Here is a 21457-nt window from a genome sequence, read left to right on the forward strand (position 1 = left end):
AGTGGTTGAGTAGGGGGAGTCGGTTTGTTGAGGCCGTTTATGCCCTTGGACTTTCCATACTCCTCGCTGGCGCTAAGGCTGCTGGTGAAGACGTCGATGCCAAGGCGGCTGAGACGGCGCTATGGCTCTCCGGGTTTAGCATGAGACAGATAAATGATTCAACATACTACGTGGATAATGTGATAAGGCTGTTAACTCCGCTACGTAATTTACATAGAAGCGGATGGACGCACTTAATCAGCAATGCAGCAAGTATTGCGGTTACGAATCTAGTCCATGAAATGCTTGATAATATTTATGTCAATGCCGATGATCTAGATGAGTGGGTTAAGGCTAGGTTGGTGGAAACATATGTTAATGCGTTAGTTAAGACAGGATACGACGAATATTCAGGTAGGGCAGCTCACTTGCTTAGTGAGGTAAAGGACGATACTTTAAAGATAATAATAAAGACTCATGTGTATGAACGCCTCGCCTCGACTGGGAAAATGGAACTGTATGGCTATGTGTGCGAGGAACTTGAAAAACTGTCGCGAGATCTTGAGGAGATCGAGAAGCAAGCATCTTTGAATCCCAGGGAATTCCTAAAGAGACATCCAGAGCTTAGGAAGTACTTGGAGTGGCGTTATGTGGCAAGGACTGAGGTGGCGCTTAACATAGCTATTAAGGAAGCCCAGACCCTCGCTTTACTTGGCTTGGGTCATTGCGCACGGAATAGGGGTGAGTTTAAGATGGCTGAGGACTATTATAGAAGGGTTGCGGACGCTTCACGTAGATGGGGCTGGGCATATTACATAGCTGGTAGGTTATTGGCTGCCTATGCAATGGCATTGAGGACATTGATGAATGGGCATTTTAACGATGTAATTAATGAATTTGAGGGGCTTTGGAACGAATATATTCAGGAAAGCCAGAAAGAAGAACAAAGTGCGTCATCACCTGGGTTAATGACTTACATACTTGGCGGCTACTTAATTGCATTAGCCTGACTGGAAGGCTTAGGGATGCGGAGAAACTACTTAAGGATCATGATGAGCTCCTCAGCGCGAATGCGCAATTAAATGTCGCCACGCATTTCATACTGAAGTACCTGGGCGCGATGGTAGATATGCCGAGTGAATGGGGGGTGTCATTGGCAATGCTGTGGCATGTGAAGAAAGCGTTTTCGGAAATCCTCGATGAGATTCTAGGTAAATCCACTACGGATGAACCATCATGTAAGGAGCTGAGGGAGCCTGAGGATAAATTATGTACCTATGCCCACATGGCCATGAAGGGTGATAAGGAGGCGGAGGATGCCATTAGGAGGTTTATCACGTTAACGCTCAGTAGTGCGGGCGTCCCGCGTGATTTGTTGGATAGGGCCAACACTAGGCAGCTCATTGAGGTTTATGCGCCGGCGACGTCAATGGGCCAATTCATCCTGTTACTACGGGCGCTAGCCTTGGCGATAAGGACTTGGCAATACTCCATGCTGAAGTGGGTAGTGCTATGTTTAACAAGGAGCTTCCCAAGAGGTTCTTTAGGGAGCTTGCCAACGCGCTAAGGAGTGGTGATGAGGGTGGCGCCAGGAAGGCTGTAGCCAAGCTATACTACTATCACTTCTTCTGATTCAGTTTTTCGATTTTATGCCGTAACTTCGCATAACTTTCTATTTCTAGTTGCAATAATTTATGCCGTGTGTTGGATTGTTATCCGTAGTTTGGTGGTTTGCCGTATAGGTTGAGTATTAGGTCTAATTCGCCGAGTAGTTCTTCATGCCCCACCGCGAATACGGTAATTACCCTCCCACGCCTACACTTAATCCTGACCCTATCGAACCTGGGGTCCACATTCCTCACGATATCCCTCACCACATGCGTACAGCCCTTCCAAGCCTTGATTAACACGGTCATTCGCTTACCATCAGCACTTCTCAATTGGAGTAGTTCGCTAGAGTTAGGGTTATCCAGGCTCAGGAGTTCGTATGGTGACTCAATCTCGAGTAAATCCTTGAGCCCACTCATGCTCCGGCCCTTACCATCCTCGCAACCGAGTATTTCCCTCAACTTCCCCAGCTTCTTCTCGTTATCCTCGTTTAAGTGGTTTTTTTACGAAATTTGTAAGTTCATCGCATAGCCTGTTGTTGCTCACGTATATCTTTAAGTAGGGTTTGGGTGCGTTTATGCTCAGTTTCAGCTTTGGGAAGAATGATAATACGTAATAGACGGTTTTGTAGAGGTGGCTTAGTATTGATTTTGCCTTTGTTGGGTTAAAGTATTCGTTAACGATATCTAGCGCATGCGCGCCCATATAGTTAATCCCTTGATTCGTTGCGGACCCTTGGTCTGTGATTCCCGTGGTTTTCACGGTAAGGTTTATCATGAGTAGTGCTAGGATTGCCAGCACCATGATGCCTAACCCGGCCGTTATTGCATCGTGGCTATTTACGCTTATGAATGGGTGTAGTATTGTGTCCATGGCGAATACTACCGAGAACGCTATAAATAATGCTGTAAGAATAGGTAATAGAGGAATTGGTGAGTACTGTAGTAATTTCTTGATGCCCTTACCTTTCTTAATGATTATGCTAATGTCATCGATTATGTTCCTCCCCTCAAGTCGCTTGATGGTCTCGACTATGTTGCCTGGCTTATGAGCAATTCATTAATTGGTGTGATGTCATTCGTGAGCTCATTCACTAATTCATTTGCACGCCTGTGTAACATTACTATGCTCGCGAGGACTGCGATTAATAATATGCCCGTAAAAATGGGATTCCTCAGCACGCCGTCACAGCCCCAAAGGGCTATGCCAGCACCTACCCAGGTAATTACCTGGAGAATCCTTACTTCCCTCGGCTTGTCAATCAGCGAATCCGTTAATGCCGATATAATGCTGCTCTGAATAAGCTCGCTTATGTCCATACTGGGTATTATTCTTGGTTCACAATAAAAATGCCAGCGTGGAATTCACTAAGTTCAAAATATATTACCATGATGAGTTGTGTCCGTCAGTAATTACTTAATTAAATGATTGAATGATTGATTGTTGTTTTATTCGTATTTAACGACTCATTTACTGAATAATGGCTTGGATGGGTAGTTCCCCAAAAGCCAGGTTATTCCAATTGGGTCTGTTGCAGTGGCGTACATTTCATGACTTCCTCATTCTCGTAGAATTTCCTTAGCGCTTTGGTTGGGTCCTTTGCCTTGATCAACTTCATTGCCATGCTGTCCCCACTCCTCACCTCAATTATTACGTCACCATTAACCTCAAGGTGGCATACGGTGGCTGACTTAAACCCGTGTCCCCAGTCTCATTAATGGCTATGCTGACGAGCTCCATGGTTGCAGGGGCTTGTTTCTTGGTGTTGTGCGTGGTATTTATTATTGCCGTGATTGGCTTGGTGGGTGTAACCTACGGTCTAGGGGATTCCCGGGGCGTTCCTCGCTGGTGTCAGGCTTATTTTTGGCTATGGTTGCTTGAAGCTAGGCGTGGTCTTTGTGGTTGTTTGCTTGAGGTTAGAGCATAAGGTCATTGCTGGGGTGAGGGTTAGGTGGCTTGGACTTCATTTTAGTGAGCGACGAGTCTGCTGGAATCGGGATAGTGAGGGGTGTTTAGGTAAGCCGAGGTATATTGTGTTAGGCTGTGATTATGGCTTGCTCACGGTGATGGGCGAGGTGCTCAGTCCGTTGAGACTGGTGGTAGGACTTGGGTGTGGTTGTTGTGCTGGGGTTTGTGAGGGTTATGGGTTGGCCGTTAGGCTTTGATTATTGTGATGGTGATTAGTGATATTATTGAGGTCATCACGGTGTATGTGAGTATTTGTAGTCTTAAGTATTTTATTGGTGCTTGTTTGGGGATGACTATGTAGTTGCCTAGTAGGAGTAGGGCTAGGGTTGTTAATAGGGTGAGTAGGGTGTTGAGTAGGTGGGTTGTGTGCCCTAGGAGTAGGGCGGATGTGGTCCATGATAGTGCTATGGTGGCTATACTGAGTAATTGAAACATCCAGGAAAAGGCCTTATACAGTCCATTGAGCGTGAGCCTTACGTATATGGGGATTGGTGGTGGATTGTTTGTTCCGCTGATTGTGAACCCAAAGGCCAGGTTCTTGGGGTCGCTTGCTATGAGACTTAACTTACCACTAGGTATTGTGTTCAGCCGTTCTTGCACTATCCTGGCCATGCTGCTGTGTATTTCAAGGTGTTCAGGAACTACTTCGTAGTGGTGGTATTGGCTTTGGGTCCATGGTGCTGGTGGCTGGTTTATTGGATGGATGAGGCTAAATACGTATACGTCGAAGTAGGGTGTTAGGAAATCCATGAGTTTCCCTAGTCGACTCTCGCGACTTACATTGGCGTTTAACGTTTGTGCAGTGTGGGTTAGTGTGATTACGTAGTAGTTGCCTGGCTTGATGGGTTCATTTAGCCTAATGCATAGGTATTCCAGGCCCGGCTCCCTGTCCAACAGGCACCTCTCGTCCCTCCTCAGTATGCTTAACCTCCTGCCGTCTGGGCCAAATGCCTCAATCTTCATGGCGAATTTCTCGGAATACGTAAGTCCTCCGGAGTACTCAAGCACGTACCTCCTATCTATGCAAACGGTACTTATCTCCGAGGTACATACATTCACAAACGTGAGCTCTAAATCATCAATGAACATTAGGTGGCTCTGGTACCTACGACGCCTCTGAACCCTAACAACCCGGGCGCAACCCACGGCATCGCTAAGTCTCTCACGCAAAACACCCGGCGGGCACTCTGCTTGGCTCATTACTGCCTTGGATTGAGACTAGGCCGTATTTAAGGGCATGGTTAAGCAACCTAGATAATATTCAGCAACTTCTTCTCCTTCTCGATTAGCTTCTTCGCCATCCTTGCGGCGTACACGAATTTCATGAACCTCCTCGGCAGCTTCATCTTACTTAATTCCTCGATTGCGCCCTCAAGTCTCTTCTTACCCTCCTCATTACCCGATTTCCAGGCTTGGTAAATGAATAGTCCAAGCGCCTTCTCATCCCACTCAAGGTAATAATCCAAGTCACCAACCAGGATATCCATGAAGAGTGGGTTACTCTTAAGTAACTCCTCTGGCGATGCGGCGTTGTTATTCTTTCCATCATTACTAATGCCCACTTTACCACGTTCTTGTTCGTCCACGGTATGGATTACGTTATTTGATATAATAGTAAATTGTTCGAACATTATATCGAAATGCTTGAATAAATACTTAGGTATTTTACCAGTAATATTATTGATATAGGTAATAAAATAAACATAGTTTTGCTTAAATAACTTACCAGCCAAGTAACCAGACATCCGCATCACCACTCTACTCAGGTTATTTTAACAGATTGCTTTTTAAGCACTTTCTGGTTTGGCCGTTAAAGTCGTTACCATGCTCAGGAAGATCCTGATTCTTGGTACTTACAAAATTTTGTCATATGAATCTTCTGTATAGGTTTCCATATCTGCCAATGTAGCCTCTTATTTTTATTTCGTAGCCGCACCTTGGGCATTTGTAACCGACTAACTTAACGTCGATGACTCTGTCTTCGAATCTTTTGATTAGTATGGTGCCGCATCTTGGGCAGTATGTGTGTTGTCCTGGGTGGCCGGGTATGTTGCCTACATAGACGTAGTCGAGTTCTTTCCTTGCTCTTCTCCATATGTCTTCGATTAGTTTGGTTGGTGTTGGTGAGTTGTTTAGTTTGTGTGCTGGGTAGTATGCCGTTATGTGTAGTGGTACGTCTCTGCCCAACTTGGCTACGGCATTTATTACCTCGTCTGCCTCATCATCGTTGATTCCCGGTATTACTAGGTATGTGAGCTCTAGGTGTATGCCTAGCTTGATGGCGTACTCGAGTGTGTTCATTAGTTTGTTGAGGTCTGCGGCTAGCCATTGCCTGTACGTTTCGTGCCCGCCCTTAATGTCTGCGTTCATCCCGTCCATTCCTGCGTCGAATAGGCCTTTATGGCTTGTGGTGTTAGGTAGCCGTTGGTGTTTATTGAGGCGTGTAGTCCCCTGGCCCTGGCTAGTTTGAAAACATCGATGGCATACTCAGTCAGTAGTGTTGGTTCGTTGAAGCTTATGTTAATGCCCGAATCCCCATTCTCGATGGCCCACTCAATGAGTTTCTCGGGTGGTACGTAGACTCCGTCGATACTTGCGAATTTGGATAAGTGCCAGTTTTGACACCATGCGCAGGGAAAATTACAACCCCACGTGCTTATCGTCAGGGCTGATGTGCGTGGGTAGTAGTGGTATAGTGGCTTGATTTCCATGGGCCTTGACTCAGCTGCCGTTAATAGGCCGTATGTGGTTGTGTAGAGTTTTCCGTCTATGTTGAGGCGCATTCTGCAGAGCCCTGCCTGGCCGTTTGATAGTGCGCATTGTCTGTGGCATAGGGTGCACCTGATCCTGCCATTGCCGAGGCCTACGTAGAATGGGCTTTCCCTTACGTTGGGTAGCCTGAGTAAATCGCTTGATACTTTGTAGACCCTCAGCGGCCATGAGTAAATGGGCATTAGTAATACCTCGTGGTTCACCCTTTATATCCTTATTAACTTGGTTCAGTCCTAGGGATTATGAGTCTTGGTGTTGATGTTGAGGAGTTTAATAGGTGGATGTTAATGGCAAGGAGGACGCTTGAGTCGGCGAGGGGTGATGCTGAGCGTGGGGATTACAATTGGGCGTGCTTTAAAGCTCACCAAGCCTCGGAGTTTGCCGTTAAAGCTGTTCTTTATGGTGTTGGTAGGCCCGTAAGTGGACTTTCTATTACTCATTTGCTTAGTGCTTTAGGTGGTATTGTTCAGGTCCCTGGTGATGTCCTGGATTTGGGGAAGTTTCTTGATAAGTTTTATGTGCCGACTAGGTATGTTGATGCCTGGAGTGAGGGTGTTCCATACGAGTACTTCACGGCTGATGATGCGGAAATGGCTATTAAGGCTGCTGAGGTGATTATTGGGTTTGTTGAGGATTTATGGAGGAGGTTATTAGGTGGCGTGAGGAGTTGAGGAGGAGGGCCCTTGAGTTGGTTAGGCGTGTTGCTGAGGAGGTTCGTGGTACGGTGTTTCTGGTTGGTTCGTATGCCAGGGGTGATTTTTCGGTGGATAGTGATGTGGATGTGGTGGTTATTGGTGATTTTAGTGGGCCGCCGCATAGGAGGTTGCTTGATCTTGATACGCCGCCTGGTGTTGAGGTTTTGGTGTTCAATGTTAATGAGATTCTTCGTATCGTTGGGCGGTGCTACCCCCTTGCCCTGGACATAGCCATTGGTGTGGTTCTTAAGGATGAGCTTGGTATTGCTGATGGGTTGGTTGCTGGGGCTAGGGGGTGCTTGGGTATTACTCATTGATTTATTTGGTGGGCGCTGAGGCAAAGTTCTTTAGTTGGTTCCTCAATGCGTATTTTAATGGCGAGGGTTTACCTTGGTCCTGCCGGTATACCGCTTGGTGCTAAGGAGAGGAAGAGGAGTGCTGGTACGATAGATGGTATTAGGTATGTTAGTGAGGTTGGGCTTAATGCTATGGAGGTTGAGTTTGTTCAGGGTGTTAGGATGACGAGGGAGGCCGCTCAGGAGGCTGGTGAGGTTGCTAGGGAATTGGGCGTCAGGCTTTCCGTGCATGCACCGTACTTCATAAACCTGTGCAGTGAGGAGGGGGAGAAGGTTGAGGCGAGTATTGCGAGGCTTGAGGAGTCCCTGGATAGGGGTGAGGCCATGGGCGCCACTGTCGTCGTCTTCCACCCGGCTTACTACGGTAAGCTTGGTCCGGAGGGTTGTTATAACGCTGTTAAGGAGGGTGTTTTGAGGGTTGTTGATTGGATGAAGGAGAATGGCATTAGGAATGTGAAGCTTGGTTTGGAGGTCATGGCTAGGAAGAGCCAGTTTGGTAGTTTGGAGGAGACCTTTAGGCTCGTTAAGGAGATTAATCACCCGCAGGTGGTTGCCGTGATTGATTGGGGCCACGTGTTTGCCAGGAATGGTGGCTCGATTGATTATAGGGCTGTGCTTAACATGTGGCATGAGTACTTCGGCGATCAACCAATGCACACCCACTTTACCTGCGTTAAGTACAAGAAGGGTGAGTGGTTGATGAGCATGAGCCCATTGACACGAACAACCCACCATTCGAGCCACTAGCCAAGGAGTTGGGCAGTGAGGATATTGAGATAACCATAATAAATGAATCCCCACTACTCGAGAAGGACGCACTCAAGATGAAGGAAATACTACTCAAGTACAATAACGTCCTCGTGGGGTTACATTAAAGCAATGATATTGTATGCGCTTAATTGGAGTTAAGGTTTATAGTACTACTGTTAATAGTAATACTTGTATGGGTTATGTAACGGTCTCCGCAAAGATTAAGAGGGAGTTATGGGAGAAATTGAAGAAGTATAACATACCGATTAGCGACGTAATAAGGAAGGCGCTTGAGGAAGCGGTCAGGAAGGCCGAGGAGGAGGAATTAGCCAGGGCCCTTGATGAGGCGGCTCAAATACTTAGTAAGATACCTGATGAGGAGATCGTGGAGGCCATTAGGTCTAGCCGTGAGGAGAGATGAGCTATTTATTTGATGCTTCGTCGATTATAAACATAATTAAACATTAGGTAAGAATGCAATAAATTTTTTTACGTAATAACTATGTACTTGATTTAACGATATATGAGATTGGTAATGTGATCTGGAAAGAGACCGTATTACTCAGGTATTTAACGGAGAATGAAGCTTCAACCATGTACGAAGATGTATTATGGACTATTAACAATTATATGAACATAATTAAGCCGAGGAGTCCCGAAATGGTACTTAAATTAGCTATGAAAATTAGGCTGGCTTATTACGATGCTGCCTACGTTACTACCGCATCTTAGGAGGACTTAACGTTAGTGACGGATGATAAGAGATTGATTAAGAAAAATTGATGATAATAGGAGGGCTATCATCGAATTATTACGTAAGGACGTGGTGGTTAAGACCAATGATGCTTTCATAGGCAGGAGTAGGCAGTAGACTTAGGGCTTCGCGACCCATTTGAATCCGTACTTTTCATAGAGGTGCTTGACGTCGTCGCTCCTTAAGAATTCGAATAGTCTCGCTGCTTCCTCGCTTGCCCAGGGCATTAGGGCGAAGGCTAGTTTGCCGGTTTTATTCCTTGGCGGTGCCGTGTATTTAAAGCCCCAGTATATGGCTTTGGTCCTCCAGACGACCCCCGCGTCTATGATCCCGTTCTGTAGTAGTTGTGGTATTTCCCTGTGGTGTATCCTCGTTAGGTACACGGATCCCCTGCCTATGAACTCGGTGTAATCGCCACAGTACTCCGTGTATAGTTCCCTGAATAACTCGCCAATGCCCTCGGTGATTGGGTTTGGTACTGCGACTCTCCTACCCCTCAACTCGCACCAGTCATTGACTGGCTCGCCTGTGTAAACTATGGCTAAGTCGTTCTCCACGTACTCGAACTTATCCCTTACGCTTAGCTTCTCGAGCATCCCAGTGGTAGGGATACGATATCGGGCCTAACGTCAATGACCAAGTCCCCAATGACCAGTGGCTCTCCCAAGGCTCTCCTGAGGACTAGTCCCGGTGGTATTGTCTCGACGTACACCGTGAACCCCTTAGCCCTTAGTAGGTTTAGTAATTCGTTGATTACAAACCATTGATTACCTGCCAGGCTCATCTTCACACCGCTTAGTGAGCCCCTCACGTCACTGATCACGTTGAAGCTTGGTAGTGCTATGTCGGCACCGCTCATTAGCCATTGCCAAATGGGGAAGCTCTTTAAACGGGTTTCTCCCTGGGTTAGTCGATGTTTAGGGTTGTGGTGCAGGTTTCGGATATAGACAGTGTGGATCAGGCAATAACCTCATGCAACAACCTAATCAATGAAATGCCCGATGCGGAGGTTGAGGTTGTTTTTCATCAATCGGCAATAAACGCCGTGGTTAAGGGTAGTAGGGTTGAGGAGAGGATTAAGGAATTGATGAGGCGTGGGGTTACCGTGGTTGCCTGCAGAAATTCCATGAGGAGTAGGAACATAACCGAGGATCAATTGATCGAGGGTGTGAAGATCGTTAATGCAGGCGTTGCCGAGATAGTGCGTAGGCAAGCCGAGGGGTGGTACTACCTTAAGTTATGAGCATCATTTACCTAATTCCTTGTTCAACCTGTCAATTATGTCCACAGCCCTCTTTAGGAGGTCCAGTTGGCTTGGTTTAAATGTGAAGTTCTCATCACCAATGGCATACTCAACATCACAATCATTATTGCAAACCACGGACACGTAGATTCCAAAGTCCTCACCAAGCTCGAGGATTATAACCCTCTCACGCCCATACTCCTCAACGCTCGCCTTAATACCCAATTCCCTGACCGTATCGATTATCTTATTTACAACAGTCTCCAGGTCCGTCATTGACGTGATTATGGCAATGCAGTATTAAATCTTTATAGTTCCGTGAAGAAATGTAAATAAATCCCTGCAGCAAATCGAAATATGCCTGCGGAGAGGGCTTTGAAAGCCCACGATGATGCAGGTCGTCAGGTCCCCCTTGTCAAACAACCATCCTCACTAAATTAGGTTATTCGTCCTTAGGTACTTAATGATCTTATCAACGAGTATCTCAGCAATCCTCCTCTGGGCCTCCCTGGTCTCTGCACCAATGTGTGGAGTCACTATGACCCTTGGATGCCTAACCAACTCAACTTCCCAAGGTTCTTTTGGCGGTTCGTTCTCGAGCACATCCAGGGCCACCGCAGCCACCTTACCGTCGTTCAAGGCCTTGAGTAGTGCCTTCGTATCTATAACCTCACCCCTCGATGTGTTGATTATTATTACGCCATCCTTCATCATTTGGAACTCCCTCTCCCCAATCATGTGTCTTGCGCTTGGTGTTAGGGTTACGTGTATTGTTATGAAATCACTACTTCTAATCAATATCTCAAAATCCACGAAATCCACACCCAGCTTAGTAGCCTTATCCCTAAGGTCGACTATGTCATAGGCCTGAACCTTCATACCAATAGCCCTGGCAAGCTCAGCAACCCTCTGTCCAATCCTGCCGAAGCCGACCACGCCGAGGACCTTACCGAATAACTCAGTACCCACATACTTACCCTTTGGCCACTCACCACCCTTGACCAGCCTATCCTGGAGGGCCACTAGCCTTGCAGCTGCGACCATAAGACCAATCACTAGTTCCGCCACGGACTGTGTTGAGCCCTCTGGCGCGTTGAGTACTTCGATTCCCTTTGACCTGGCGTACTCAACGTCGATATTGTCGAGGCCAACGCCAGCCCTAGCAATAACCCTGAGCCTACTCGCCGCATCAATCACCTCTCTGGTTACCTTCGTCCTACTCCTAACCACTAATACCTCGTAATCCTTAATAATGCTCATCAACTCATCCCTGTTGATACCGGGCTTGTAATCGACGGTTATGCCGTTCTTGCTTAGTTCGTTCACTATGTATTCGTCCACGGGGTCCGTTATTAATGCCCTGACCATTCATTGTCTAAATAGGTCATTGTTTTTAAGCATTATTACCTATATTGATTATAAATCGAGTCTAGGTAATACCCTGGCGTATCGTTTAAAAGTCATTTGCAATAACACTGACGTTGTGATACCTGCCGTAGCTACGTAAGGGTATCGACGGAGATGCAGGACCCTGCAAACCAAATTGAGTACCTAAAGCGCTGGAGTGAGGTTAGGGGCTTTCAGATATTGAGGTTTTACGTTGATGAGGCCGTTAGTGGTGCATCGCCAATAATGGATAGGCCAGCCTTTAGGGAGTTGGTTAAGGACATTGAGGGTAATGCGCTTAATCCGAGGCCGATGGTTCTTTTGGTTTATGAGACGTCTAGGCTTGTTAGGAATTTCCAGGAGCTCTTTAGGCTATTGGACATTGTTGAGAATAGGCTTGGACTATTGATAGTTAGTACGAGTGAGAAGGAGGCCGTGCTGCAGAACCTCGATGGTGCCTATAGGCAGTTCCTGAGGACTGTCCTGGCCTTCGTGGCGTCGATGGAGAGGGAGTTCATTAGGCAGAGGACTAGGGCAGCCATGGAGAGACTTAGGGCTGAGGGTAAGGTGGTTTCTAAGGTGGACTTAATGCCCAATGACCTTGTTCAGGAGGTTCTGAAACTATATGGCGAAGGGTTGAGCCAAAGGGCCATTGCGGTTAAGTTGGGCATTAGCCTGTATGCCGTGAGGAGGATACTGGGTAAGCATGGCTTTAGGGGCGGTTATACGTGTCCGCGTTGCTTCATAGGATGGATATTGTTGATAAGGCTTTGGTTCAGGTTGATGGTAGGTATGGCATTAAGTACGTACTGCACTGCCCTAACTGTGGTTATGAGGAGACTAGGATTGAGTGATTTAAGGGCAGTCACAACTCGCCCTTTATATACTCCCTGAACTTACCGAGGGCGTTGAGGACCCTGGCAACCATTAACTCGTCACCCCACTCCACGTAGTAAACCTTCCACTTATCGAGTTCCAGCTTATCACCCTGCCAAGGTAGCCATGCCACCACTGTAGGGATTCCTCAATCATCTTAATTAGGCGAACCTTATCATCCTCATCAGGATGGACATCGTCTAGATCCAGGATTATTATTGCGAACCTCCTCATGCCGAGTCATTAGTTATGATTGCTAACCCATTTATTAACATAATTTCCTTGCTAATTACCTACAAAGGCATTTTAAGGAGGGCTTTGACCCTTAATCGCGATGAGCTACACGGCATGGATCATATCAATAGGCAATGAACTACTCATTGGTAAGACAGTAAATACAAACGCCGCCTGGCTCGCGAGAAAATTGACACTGCTTGGTTATGATGTTAGGAGAATAATTACCGTACCAGACGTTGAGGAGGATGAGATTGAGGCGTTTAGGGATGCCATTAGGCGGGGTATTAGGGTCGTTATTTCGACTGGTGGTTTAGGACCAACATTTGATGATAGGACGAGTGAGTACCTGGCTAAGGCGTTGAATAGGAAGTACGTGATTAATGACGATGCGCTCAGGCTCGTGGTTGAGACATTCAAGTCAAGGGGTCTTGAGCTAACTGAGCCCAGGCTTAAGCAGGCTAAAATGCCCGAGGGGGCTAAACCACTGCCTAACCCTGTGGGCACCGCACCTGGTATTTGGGTTGAGGAGGGAAACACAATAATCATTGCGCTACCTGGAGTTCCTGCTGAAATGATGGCGATATTCGAGAACTACGTGGAGCCAAAACTACGTGAGATAGGGCCCAGACTGCACTTTGTTGAGAGGTCGATAACGGTTAAGGGTGTTCCTGAGGCTGACCTGGCGCCAATAATTGAGAGGGGTATGAAGATGAGCAATAGAATCTACATTAAGAGTCATCCGAAGGGTCATGAGATTAGGTCGCCATTAGTGGAGATTCACGTGTATGTTAGTTCTGAGGACGTTAGGAGTGCTGAGGATGAGGTCAATAGGGTTATCGACTTCCTCATATCGGCAGTAAAGGAAAAGGGAGGTGAGGTTTTAACGGGTTGACATAGGTTTCGGTAAAAAAGTCATGCATACTTAATTATTGAGTATTTGAGACAGTCACCAGAGCTGACCTTATGTGGATGACCAAGTACTAAAATTCTCTCCATGTCATCATATGAGAAGACCAGGTCAGGCTGCGCACCACAGAGTAGGCCTAGACCCATTAACTCAGGTACCTGCCCAGGCACAACGCTCGAGAAGACCCTCTGTAGGTAATCCCTCATGGTACTTGACATGCTTAGGTCGAATAGCGTGCTTAGCATGACCTCGTTACCAGTCAGGGTTATGTCACCTGGCTCAAAACCGTAGGTATTCACGAAATCATCACGCATACCGCTGAACCTATTCCTAACGTTATTAATAACTTCAAAGGCAGCCCTAAACAAATCACTTGGATTAGCACCAACCTCGCTAGTCACGTTATCCGAGAACTTAATACTAGCCTTCCTAGCGCAGACGACCTGCCCCATGTCCTTATCCTCAACATTCTCGACCCCATTGTACACAGAAACCATCGAGCCACTAACCTTAACACCAACAGGCTCACTAGGGGCTGATTGCATGTAGCACTCAATACCACCCATTAGGTACGTTGGGTAGAAGTTCTCGCTTATGTTGAAGAAGTTCTTGAAGGCACTCACGAGGTAATTACCTGGGTCATAGTTGGGCTCGGTGATCGAAGACTGGATCAGGAAGACCCTCTTATTCTCGACAGTGCCAAGACTAACCTGCTGCGTCTCGAAGCCAGAGACGGACCTATAAATATCCACGTACTTGGAGAACGTGCCCTTAATCTCATCAGCCATATAACGTGCGGAGCCGGACAACGCATTCATTATCTCCCTAATTATTTGCTCCTCATTCCCAACCTGAGCCACTGAATTCGCCGAACGAGAATCAACGACCTAATTAATAAAGGTTTCTAAGTACGCAAAGTTAAACGAGACTTCTAGGATCAATTCTAGTCAGACCAACTACCTTATCATACACGTTATCTGTGGATATGATCTTCCTATCCTTATCATATAGTAGGCATGTTGCTGCGTTATACGCATCGAAGATTGATGAAATGCCGTATTGATCCATCAGTGCCAGGGCTAATAAGTCAACGTCAACGGTTGTTGGAATCCACCTGAGGTTTGGTATATGTGTTAATGCACCAACCCTATTAAGTATCTCACGCCTACTGAGCCCAGTACGACTAAGCACATAGTAAATTTCATGAATAACCTCCCTACTCACCAAGACCTTACCAAAATCCCCATTGGCAATACGTAGTAATAACTTATCAGCCACGTCCTTAAGCCAATCCCTATCCTTTAAATGGGCCACTAATACGTCAGTCTCAATCAGCATGGCCCAACCTCCTAGCTCTTTCAAGGGCATCCCTAGCGGCTTCTTCCTCGGCTTCTTTTTTTCAATTCTTCAATACTCTTCTCACTCCTTATGATGCCAGATGTTGCGGCTAATGGGTCCTTGGGTATGGGTATGCCTATGAAGTATTCACCAACATCAATTATAATCACCGAACCATACTTAGCAAGTCTCCCAGGTAACCTAATCCTACCTCTATTATCGATCTTAACCACGCTCCCCATTAAACATTAATAGTCCCACATTTATTTAAATCTTCCACATGCCTAATGGCATCTCCTTCCGTGATTAATATTTATCATACTTACACCACTATTAAGGTAAAATTTTAATGCCCGATCAATATTTATGGCTGTGATTATAAAAAGACAACCCATAGCTGATTTTAATGAGAAATTGAGAGTGAACCATATGAGGTGTTCATCATGAGTAATAAGAACATCATAACTAGTTACATTAGGAACATCATAATTCTTGCGGCTATAGCCCTAATATTCTATGCAGTGTCATATGCAGTATCACCTCCTTACCCTATATCGCTAGTATTTATATTTATTGTAAACGGTATATTTATACCAATAATAGTCTTTCTAATACTCAACCTAGCAGGCAATCTACTAATGTCTAGAAATATTAATGCCCTTAAGGCACTGGGCATGGTTATTACACGATTAATATCACCAGCCATATCAATTTACCTAATCTTCACTGCATTAATACCCATCCTATTACCACTTAATACGTTCATCAACATAACCACAGCCATAATGACGGCGTACCTAGTAATACTCGGATTACTAACCAGGTCGTTTGGAACCGTACTTGGCCACACAACTAGAGAATCGATAAGGGGCCTTGGTACTACTATAGCTCTGTTCGGCATGGCAATGCTTACCCTACAGATATATGCATCGCTGTATACACTGTATACCCAATCAATAATACCAATGAGCATACTCATACTCACGTCCGCTATATATAACGCATTCCTATACGCTGCCGTGACATCCATAGTAATTACAGCAATAGTTTCCCTGGGCTTCCTAACCCCGTTAAGGCCCGTATCCATGGACATGGCGCACATATCCGGTGATACTATGTATATAGTGGCGATAATAGGCATGGCAATCATACTCGGTACACTAACACCCTATGACAACTATATAACCGCATTATCAATATCAGCACTAGTAATTATTACTGCCTTAATAAGCTATAGACTCATAACGGCATATTTAAGGCTTGGCGAGAGTAGGGTAAGGGACATATACAGCGAATATGCCAGTAAAGTCATGGGAAAAATAGTAAATAATGACTATGAATTAATTAATGCAATGAATGATTTTATGGCAAATGGAAATAAGGAACCATTACTAAGATACTTAACAAACATGCCAACGCACTGCAGCGACGTGAGAATAAAGGCCCTGGGCAGGCTGCGAAGGTATAAACCACCATATTATGGAGGGCTTTGGCCATGGGAAACAAGCGGCATTAAAACCAAGGCTGTCAAGGATGCTGAAATAAGGACAAAAATAGCCACAGAAATAATAACCCTAATATCAACATGCCAAGAGGAAAAACAAGCAATCCAAGTCAGCGCCCAACCCACAACCCCACCCACAGCACCAACCGCCCAATACATAGCTGAGGACGGCACCAGGATTTACGCCCAGCCAACCGAGGAACTACCAGTCAAACCACTCGAGGAGGAAACCAAGACCAAACAAGAAGGTACGGTTATAAAGCAAGAAGAAACAACGACCACAAAATCAAAAGATGAACAAAAAGGAAATAAATAAAAATATACAAAAAAACAAAGAGTAAGGGAAGAATAATGACCAAGCAATCATTGCTAGTAGGGGCATTAATACTGACGTTAATATTACTTTCAATTTCAATAGCCCTAGCTCAGATGCAGGAGCCCTCAACTAGCCCACTTATTTCGAATGGTATTGCTTGTGTCCAGTTTAATAACCCGCCGCCATACCCTGGCGGGACCTATCCAGTACATTGGGATGTGTTTAAGGTTGCGCTTAACGGCGGGAACCCATGCAACTACCCAAACCTATTCATAGGAGATTTAAGGGCAGGGGAAACTGCGCATCTTGTTTACTATAATGGTTATAGTGATGATGGTGATAGTGACTCAAGAATAGGGACATATACTCAGCTATACATTGTGAATAATCATGAAATCCTTGGGGTTATTAATGCTCCTAGTGGCTTAACGGAAAGGACTTATTAGGAGTTGGTGGGTAATCTTCCGGTGGTTTACGTAAACTTCACAGTGAGTAATACTCCTCAACCTACCATGTTTTTGTACGTGATTGATTTCATTAATGATATTTACGTGGATCCAAATCCTGGGGAGACATCGTGGGTTGTGGCCCTTGGTGTTGGTAATTACTCCTTCCCAGCCCAACATCCCCGTGAAATGTATGACCTAGCCACTAATTGGGGCTTTAATGCATCCTTAACCCCCAGATCAATTCACACCTGGCTATTGGGCTAAGATATACATACCAGTAAGTGCTGGCCAATTCGTTTGGATGGAGATAAACCAGCCTGGGGTTGGTACTTACTACCTAGCCCTATACCCACTAACACCTATTGAAGGGTACTACATAGCATCAGCCAGTGGTTGGGCGTTCAATAAAATTGTAGGCTTGATATTCGCTAATAATACTGTCTCAGCCAGCGGAGCACTCCAGTTGTTTACGGCACCAGCCTAAACAACCTACAACAAAACATCAATGAGGCACTAACTACATTGGGTATTAAGACGGCTGCTAGATCACCAATGCTTAATGTATTTAATGGGATAATACTGTTTGTTACCATAATCGTTATTGCTATCATTGTAGTATTAGTTATTTTACCGGCGACTATTCACAGAAGGCACTAATAGATTTATGACCAATAAAACTGGAGGTTGTGATTTACCGTGGCATTAAACGTAATGGCTTATGTGGTAGTTACATAATTATACTATCTAACTTCCATGGTAATAAACTAATCATAATACTTAAAATTAAAGATTAAGCAGTAGATTGGAAGAACATGCTCAATAAATTAACGACCAAGGAAGGATATAAGGTTTTAATAAGCACGTGCACAAACCATGCAGAGTCACTTGCCTTTACGTATAAGGCATACCTAGGTGGGTCACCAACTTTATCGTATGGGGTCCTCATACCTTATGAGGATATTAATACAGCTCTTGCAATATTAAGAAGGGTGTTGCTAAATATGCCCATAGGCGATGATTTATTAATTAATTCGCACTATTACATTTGGCATAATAATATCGAGATGCTGTCATCAAAACGATTAAGGAAATACCTACACATGGTAAATGCTGAAGATACATCAGGTAAGGTCATTATTGCATCACCATACTCAATGAAAGGAGCCAATAAGGAGAGGAATGAGGACTCCACGGGGATACTATCAATTAAATACTGCGGAGACACGGTAAACCTACTCCACATATTCGCAATAGCAGATGGAGTGAGCAGCCTACACGGCGGTGATTATGCAAGTTCATTTGCGGTAAGGAGCTTCATCTCGGGTGCATTGTCATTATTAAATTCCGTAAACACAGACCTTAAGGATAACCTAAGGGAATTACTAATGAGGATACACACAGAGCTTCAGGAGTATGCCGAGAAAAACAACGTAAACACTGGGACAACATTCACGGGAGGCGTAATAATGCAAAGAGGTAATGCCGCAATAGCCACCATAGTTCACATAGGTGACTCAAGAGCATACAAGATAGTTAACAACACGGTAAATAGAATAACGACTGACCACTCCCTCGGGGGTCACGTAATAACCCAGGCATTAGGCTACGTGATTAAGAACATAGATACGTATGAAACAATGATTGGACGAAACACATACCTAATCCTAACCACGGATGGCATAACTGACGTAGTACCTGACGAGACAATAGGGCGAATAGCCTATGAGTATAGGTATCCAAAGTACGTATCATGGGCGCTTGTGAATGCCGCAGAAAATCTTGGTACTGGTGATGATGCAACAGTACTAACTATATGGAGAACCTAGGCTGTCGCAACATCGTCATACGCATTACGCGACCTAAGCCACAAAGCCATAATCGTCGCCGCCACAACAATTAAAGCGACAACTATTATAATGGCAATAACACCACTAAGTATGAATGGAACACGCCTAAAGTGAATAGGTATAATCACTGGCCCATTCACCGTTATGGTATTACTCGTTATATTCGCTACGTAGCCGTGAATCGGCTCAATGTAATACTCATACGTGTTCTCAGGTAGAAAGAGTGTTATTGTATTAGATGTTGCGTTAATGATAGTTCCATTTAATTTAATCGACCAAGATGTACCAAGTGGTAGTCCACTTTCGACAAAAGACACGGTATAGACAGCCATTATCCTCTCCCAACCGTGTTGGTCAGTAACTATTGATTGGCCCAATGGTTGTAGTATTGTGACGTTAAGTACTACGTATATGTAATACGTACCCTGCTGGGTAGGCATGTAGTTAAAGGCTATGGGATTAATACCTGGACTTAAATTCACAGATCGAGAAAGTATACTTGCATCTGACACGCTTTCCGTGTTAGATATGTAGACCGTGACCTTACCCGTTAGATTCTTCTCCTGAGTATTGTTATTGTTAATGTAGACTATTATACTGAAACTATCATTAGAAGTGTTGAAGGTTGACGTTACATTCATTACCCACGGCATGTCCCTCGTAAAGTTATACACCAGGTGCTCAGGCACGTCAATAGTTAGGTTACCCCAGTATTCTGTGTAATTAAAAATGGTACTATTAGGATGATAATACACGTAAACTATATACTTACCAGGCGAGATATCATTAAATACTAATTGGGAGTTATTCATGTATACCGTAGCTATTCTTTGCATGTTAGTGGCATTCACGAGTATGCCGTAAACAACGCCAGGCACCTTAGTTACAGCTCGCCAGTAACATTAAACACATTAATCTTAACGGTATAATCCATAGAATCCGCCATAACCACGTGAACACCCACCAACAATAACAATATGGAGATTGCGAGCAATATAATGAGCCTAGCCATATCATCACCCAGCACCAGCATTTATCTTAAACAATACCTGCAGATACGGGCCCTTCATCGCGTCATAAGCTAACGCAATTACATCGCCATCCCTAAGCTCGAACTCAGGGGACTCCTGCTTATAACCCCTATAAACCTCGATCCAACGCCCATCCCTATAAACGGCAGTCTTATTTAAACTGCGAGATCCTTAAGGAACCACTTATCACCCCTCCTAAATATCATACAATGCCTCTTACTAATGAACTTATTCTCATCATAAATCTCAACCATAGCCTCACCACCCCTATAATAAAACTCAGTCGCGTCAGAGGTATCATTCCTACCGAGTATAATAACGTCACTATTCACATCATACTTAACACCCTTAATCACCAGGGAAACAGGGGTCTCCGCAATCTTAACCTCACCACCAAGCAAATCACGAAGCATATCACTAGCCGTCAAGTACCTATTACTCATGACCGGGTCCATGGCCCTACGAATAACCTTAACAACCCTCTCATCAACATCCTCATTATACTTCCTCGGATCGGGGGGCACAACAACATTGTCTGGGTAACCTGGCATGTCATACTCAGGGTCACGCCCTGTCACCAGGAAGTAAAGCACGGCACCCAAGGACCAAATATCGCTCTGGGGTGACGAGAGGAATCGCCTCTGCTCCGGAGCCGTATAGCCGCCAGGTGATATCACGGCCTCATTAGACATGGGCTGGTCGTAATAATACCTACTCGTACCGAAGTCAATCAACTTAACAATACTGCTCTTCCTCTCAACTAGTATGTTCTTGGGCTTAATGTCCCTATGAATCACGTTATTCCTATGCATGAAGGAAACAGCATCACAGAGCTGCTTCATAATATCAATAACAGCATCCATGGAGGCCTATTATTACGCACGTAGGAGTCAAGCTAGGCCCATCAATATACTCAAGAACCAAAATCACAGGATTAAGATTAACGCCAGACACTGTACGAAGAACCTCAAAGGCCTCCACCAAACTCACAATATTCCTATGCCTAAGAACCTGAGAACCTTAGCCTCATGCCTGATCTTCTCAATATTAAGTCGAGTGCTCTGCAGGTCATCCTCCCTAATGATTGGCTCCTTAACAACAAAATTCTCATTAGTATCGAGCTTCTTAGCAAGCCAGACATAACTCATACCACCCCCACCAAGCTCCCTAACCACAACATAATCCCTAAACCTAACACCAGGCTTAAGCACAATAAAATACGCGAAAAACTATTTAAAAATTGTACGCCAATAGTGTCAGGTCTTTCTACGCATTGTAGCTGGTAAAATAATAAGTACCACAATAATCACAACTACAATTACGATAATGAACAACATCACTGAGGAAAACAATGACGTACTGACCGTTATGAGGTAATTAGCCCATATACTGCTTTTGATGCCTTCACCCGAAGCTACTAATACCAAGTCTGGATTTGTTA

Annotated in this window: 34 protein-coding genes and 1 pseudogene; 15 read left to right on the plus strand and 20 right to left on the minus strand. The window is 45.0% G+C overall.

The genetic code is table 11. The annotated features are described in order from the left end of the window. Positions 1–5: 5 nt before the first annotated feature. Positions 6–989 (plus strand): hypothetical protein, encoded by a 984-nt coding sequence (locus JCM14467_RS02735; protein ID WP_252900504.1) that lies wholly within the window; start codon positions 6–8, stop codon positions 987–989. A gap of 119 nt (positions 990–1108) precedes the next feature. Beyond that, positions 1109–1546, plus strand: coding sequence for a hypothetical protein (locus tag JCM14467_RS02740; protein WP_054849058.1), 438 nt, complete (start codon positions 1109–1111; stop codon positions 1544–1546). 145 nt (positions 1547–1691) lie between these two features. Here the strand turns inward: JCM14467_RS02740 and JCM14467_RS02745 are convergent, their stop codons facing one another. From JCM14467_RS02745 to JCM14467_RS19305, 4 genes are all read right to left on the minus strand, one after another. After that, a complete protein-coding gene (locus tag JCM14467_RS02745; protein WP_252900505.1) occupies positions 1692–2006 on the minus strand; it encodes a hypothetical protein in 315 nt (104 codons plus the stop codon). Between the two features lie 61 nt (positions 2007–2067). Next, positions 2068–2460: a hypothetical protein gene (locus tag JCM14467_RS02750; protein WP_054849060.1), complete on the minus strand. Its 393-nt coding sequence runs from the start codon at positions 2458–2460 to the stop codon at positions 2068–2070. A gap of 158 nt (positions 2461–2618) precedes the next feature. Further along, positions 2619–2906: a hypothetical protein gene (locus JCM14467_RS02755; RefSeq protein WP_054849061.1), complete on the minus strand. Its 288-nt coding sequence runs from the start codon at positions 2904–2906 to the stop codon at positions 2619–2621. A gap of 194 nt (positions 2907–3100) precedes the next feature. Beyond that, positions 3101–3229, minus strand: coding sequence for a hypothetical protein (locus tag JCM14467_RS19305; RefSeq protein WP_256359191.1), 129 nt, complete (start codon positions 3227–3229; stop codon positions 3101–3103). Positions 3230–3476: 247 nt separating this feature from the next. Here JCM14467_RS19305 and JCM14467_RS02760 point away from each other — a divergent pair, with 247 nt between their 5' ends. Then, a complete protein-coding gene (locus JCM14467_RS02760; protein ID WP_252900506.1) occupies positions 3477–3752 on the plus strand; it encodes a hypothetical protein in 276 nt (91 codons plus the stop codon). On the opposite strand, the gene JCM14467_RS02765 is transcribed toward JCM14467_RS02760, so the two are convergent. The 4 genes from JCM14467_RS02765 to JCM14467_RS19760 all read right to left on the minus strand — a co-directional run bounded on the left by JCM14467_RS02765 (position 3742) and on the right by JCM14467_RS19760 (position 6530). Further along, a complete protein-coding gene (locus JCM14467_RS02765) occupies positions 3742–4755 on the minus strand; it encodes a hypothetical protein (protein WP_054849063.1) in 1014 nt (337 codons plus the stop codon). The two genes, JCM14467_RS02760 and JCM14467_RS02765, sit on opposite strands and share 11 nt — an antisense overlap. A gap of 50 nt (positions 4756–4805) precedes the next feature. Then, entirely contained in the window at positions 4806–5186 is a 381-nt protein-coding gene (locus JCM14467_RS02770; RefSeq protein ID WP_252900507.1) for a hypothetical protein, read from the minus strand. Between the two features lie 235 nt (positions 5187–5421). Further along, positions 5422–5925: a hypothetical protein gene (locus tag JCM14467_RS19755; RefSeq protein WP_342765444.1), complete on the minus strand. Its 504-nt coding sequence runs from the start codon at positions 5923–5925 to the stop codon at positions 5422–5424. Further along, positions 5922–6530 (minus strand): radical SAM protein, encoded by a 609-nt coding sequence (locus tag JCM14467_RS19760; RefSeq protein WP_342765445.1) that lies wholly within the window; start codon positions 6528–6530, stop codon positions 5922–5924. The genes JCM14467_RS19755 and JCM14467_RS19760 overlap by 4 nt, the downstream gene beginning before the upstream one ends. A 39-nt stretch (positions 6531–6569) precedes the next feature. On the opposite strand from JCM14467_RS19760, the gene JCM14467_RS02780 reads away from it, so the two are divergent. From JCM14467_RS02780 to JCM14467_RS02795, 4 genes and pseudogenes are all read left to right on the plus strand, one after another. Next, complete coding sequence (locus JCM14467_RS02780; protein WP_054849065.1) at positions 6570–6998, plus strand: HEPN domain-containing protein; 429 nt, start codon at positions 6570–6572, stop codon at positions 6996–6998. Then, a complete protein-coding gene (locus JCM14467_RS02785) occupies positions 6965–7339 on the plus strand; it encodes a nucleotidyltransferase domain-containing protein (RefSeq protein ID WP_054849066.1) in 375 nt (124 codons plus the stop codon). Before JCM14467_RS02780 ends, JCM14467_RS02785 begins: the two co-directional genes overlap by 34 nt. Positions 7340–7396: 57 nt before the next feature. Then, positions 7397–8253: pseudogene (locus JCM14467_RS02790) on the plus strand (TIM barrel protein). A 68-nt stretch (positions 8254–8321) separates the two neighbouring features. Next, complete coding sequence (locus JCM14467_RS02795) at positions 8322–8549, plus strand: type II toxin-antitoxin system CcdA family antitoxin (RefSeq protein ID WP_054849067.1); 228 nt, start codon at positions 8322–8324, stop codon at positions 8547–8549. A gap of 452 nt (positions 8550–9001) precedes the next feature. On the opposite strand, the gene JCM14467_RS15205 is transcribed toward JCM14467_RS02795, so the two are convergent. Both JCM14467_RS15205 and JCM14467_RS15210 read right to left on the minus strand, forming a co-directional pair. Next, positions 9002–9478, minus strand: a complete 477-nt coding sequence (locus JCM14467_RS15205) for a substrate-binding domain-containing protein (RefSeq protein ID WP_252900508.1) — start codon at positions 9476–9478, stop codon at positions 9002–9004. Further along, positions 9463–9741: a hypothetical protein gene (locus tag JCM14467_RS15210; RefSeq protein WP_252900509.1), complete on the minus strand. Its 279-nt coding sequence runs from the start codon at positions 9739–9741 to the stop codon at positions 9463–9465. Before JCM14467_RS15210 ends, JCM14467_RS15205 begins: the two co-directional genes overlap by 16 nt. A gap of 54 nt (positions 9742–9795) precedes the next feature. Here JCM14467_RS15210 and JCM14467_RS02810 point away from each other — a divergent pair, with 54 nt between their 5' ends. After that, complete coding sequence (locus JCM14467_RS02810) at positions 9796–10125, plus strand: DsrE family protein (RefSeq protein ID WP_054849069.1); 330 nt, start codon at positions 9796–9798, stop codon at positions 10123–10125. 3 nt (positions 10126–10128) lie between these two features. Here the strand turns inward: JCM14467_RS02810 and JCM14467_RS02815 are convergent, their stop codons facing one another. Together JCM14467_RS02815 and JCM14467_RS02820 are read right to left on the minus strand one after the other, a co-directional pair. Continuing rightward, positions 10129–10401: a hypothetical protein gene (locus tag JCM14467_RS02815; protein WP_054849070.1), complete on the minus strand. Its 273-nt coding sequence runs from the start codon at positions 10399–10401 to the stop codon at positions 10129–10131. Positions 10402–10557: 156 nt separating this feature from the next. Further along, positions 10558–11493 (minus strand): D-2-hydroxyacid dehydrogenase, encoded by a 936-nt coding sequence (locus JCM14467_RS02820; RefSeq protein ID WP_054849071.1) that lies wholly within the window; start codon positions 11491–11493, stop codon positions 10558–10560. 153 nt (positions 11494–11646) lie between these two features. Here JCM14467_RS02820 and JCM14467_RS02825 point away from each other — a divergent pair, with 153 nt between their 5' ends. After that, positions 11647–12405: a recombinase family protein gene (locus JCM14467_RS02825; protein WP_342765446.1), complete on the plus strand. Its 759-nt coding sequence runs from the start codon at positions 11647–11649 to the stop codon at positions 12403–12405. Here the strand turns inward: JCM14467_RS02825 and JCM14467_RS15215 are convergent. Further along, the gene (locus tag JCM14467_RS15215; RefSeq protein WP_252900510.1) at positions 12377–12520 is read right to left on the minus strand and encodes a hypothetical protein; all 144 of its coding nucleotides are present in this window, start codon (positions 12518–12520) and stop codon (positions 12377–12379) included. The genes JCM14467_RS02825 and JCM14467_RS15215 overlap by 29 nt on opposite strands. Before the next feature lie 201 nt (positions 12521–12721). Between JCM14467_RS15215 and JCM14467_RS02830 the strand changes: the two genes are divergently transcribed. Then, on the plus strand, positions 12722–13516 hold the full coding sequence (locus tag JCM14467_RS02830) for a nicotinamide mononucleotide deamidase-related protein (protein ID WP_054849072.1): 795 nt from the start codon (positions 12722–12724) through the stop codon (positions 13514–13516). Positions 13517–13536: 20 nt separating this feature from the next. Here JCM14467_RS02830 and JCM14467_RS02835 read toward each other — a convergent pair whose 3' ends face one another. From JCM14467_RS02835 to JCM14467_RS02845, 3 genes are read right to left on the minus strand one after another with little or no spacing between them, the layout of a single operon-like run. Continuing rightward, positions 13537–14391 (minus strand): hypothetical protein, encoded by an 855-nt coding sequence (locus JCM14467_RS02835; protein WP_054849073.1) that lies wholly within the window; start codon positions 14389–14391, stop codon positions 13537–13539. Between the two features lie 58 nt (positions 14392–14449). After that, positions 14450–14869, minus strand: coding sequence for a PIN domain-containing protein (locus JCM14467_RS02840; RefSeq protein WP_054849074.1), 420 nt, complete (start codon positions 14867–14869; stop codon positions 14450–14452). 32 nt (positions 14870–14901) lie between these two features. Further along, the gene (locus JCM14467_RS02845; RefSeq protein WP_252900512.1) at positions 14902–15111 is read right to left on the minus strand and encodes a VapB-type antitoxin; all 210 of its coding nucleotides are present in this window, start codon (positions 15109–15111) and stop codon (positions 14902–14904) included. A 201-nt stretch (positions 15112–15312) separates the two neighbouring features. Between JCM14467_RS02845 and JCM14467_RS02850 the strand changes: the two genes are divergently transcribed. From JCM14467_RS02850 to JCM14467_RS02870, 5 genes are all read left to right on the plus strand, one after another. After that, positions 15313–16689, plus strand: a complete 1377-nt coding sequence (locus JCM14467_RS02850; protein ID WP_252900513.1) for a hypothetical protein — start codon at positions 15313–15315, stop codon at positions 16687–16689. A 35-nt stretch (positions 16690–16724) separates the two neighbouring features. Continuing rightward, positions 16725–17135, plus strand: coding sequence for a hypothetical protein (locus JCM14467_RS02855; protein WP_054849076.1), 411 nt, complete (start codon positions 16725–16727; stop codon positions 17133–17135). Between the two features lie 6 nt (positions 17136–17141). After that, positions 17142–17402, plus strand: a complete 261-nt coding sequence (locus tag JCM14467_RS02860; RefSeq protein WP_252900514.1) for a hypothetical protein — start codon at positions 17142–17144, stop codon at positions 17400–17402. Positions 17403–17439: 37 nt separating this feature from the next. Next, complete coding sequence (locus tag JCM14467_RS02865) at positions 17440–17622, plus strand: hypothetical protein (RefSeq protein WP_054849078.1); 183 nt, start codon at positions 17440–17442, stop codon at positions 17620–17622. Positions 17623–17950: 328 nt separating this feature from the next. Next, entirely contained in the window at positions 17951–18964 is a 1014-nt protein-coding gene (locus JCM14467_RS02870) for a PP2C family protein-serine/threonine phosphatase (protein ID WP_054849079.1), read from the plus strand. Here the strand turns inward: JCM14467_RS02870 and JCM14467_RS02875 are convergent. The 4 genes from JCM14467_RS02875 to JCM14467_RS02885 form a co-directional block, all read right to left on the minus strand. Continuing rightward, positions 18961–19863, minus strand: a complete 903-nt coding sequence (locus JCM14467_RS02875) for a hypothetical protein (protein WP_054849080.1) — start codon at positions 19861–19863, stop codon at positions 18961–18963. The genes JCM14467_RS02870 and JCM14467_RS02875 overlap by 4 nt on opposite strands. Before the next feature lie 5 nt (positions 19864–19868). Then, positions 19869–19997: a hypothetical protein gene (locus JCM14467_RS19310; protein ID WP_256359192.1), complete on the minus strand. Its 129-nt coding sequence runs from the start codon at positions 19995–19997 to the stop codon at positions 19869–19871. 174 nt (positions 19998–20171) lie between these two features. Further along, complete coding sequence (locus JCM14467_RS02880; RefSeq protein ID WP_054849081.1) at positions 20172–20879, minus strand: FHA domain-containing serine/threonine-protein kinase; 708 nt, start codon at positions 20877–20879, stop codon at positions 20172–20174. Between the two features lie 123 nt (positions 20880–21002). Then, on the minus strand, positions 21003–21227 hold the full coding sequence (locus JCM14467_RS02885) for a hypothetical protein (protein ID WP_054849082.1): 225 nt from the start codon (positions 21225–21227) through the stop codon (positions 21003–21005). Between the last annotated feature and the right edge of the window lie 230 nt (positions 21228–21457).

Origin of the sequence: Vulcanisaeta sp. JCM 14467 (assembly GCF_001316245.1) — an archaeon.
Taxonomy (GTDB): Archaea; Thermoproteota; Thermoprotei; order Thermoproteales; family Thermocladiaceae; genus Vulcanisaeta.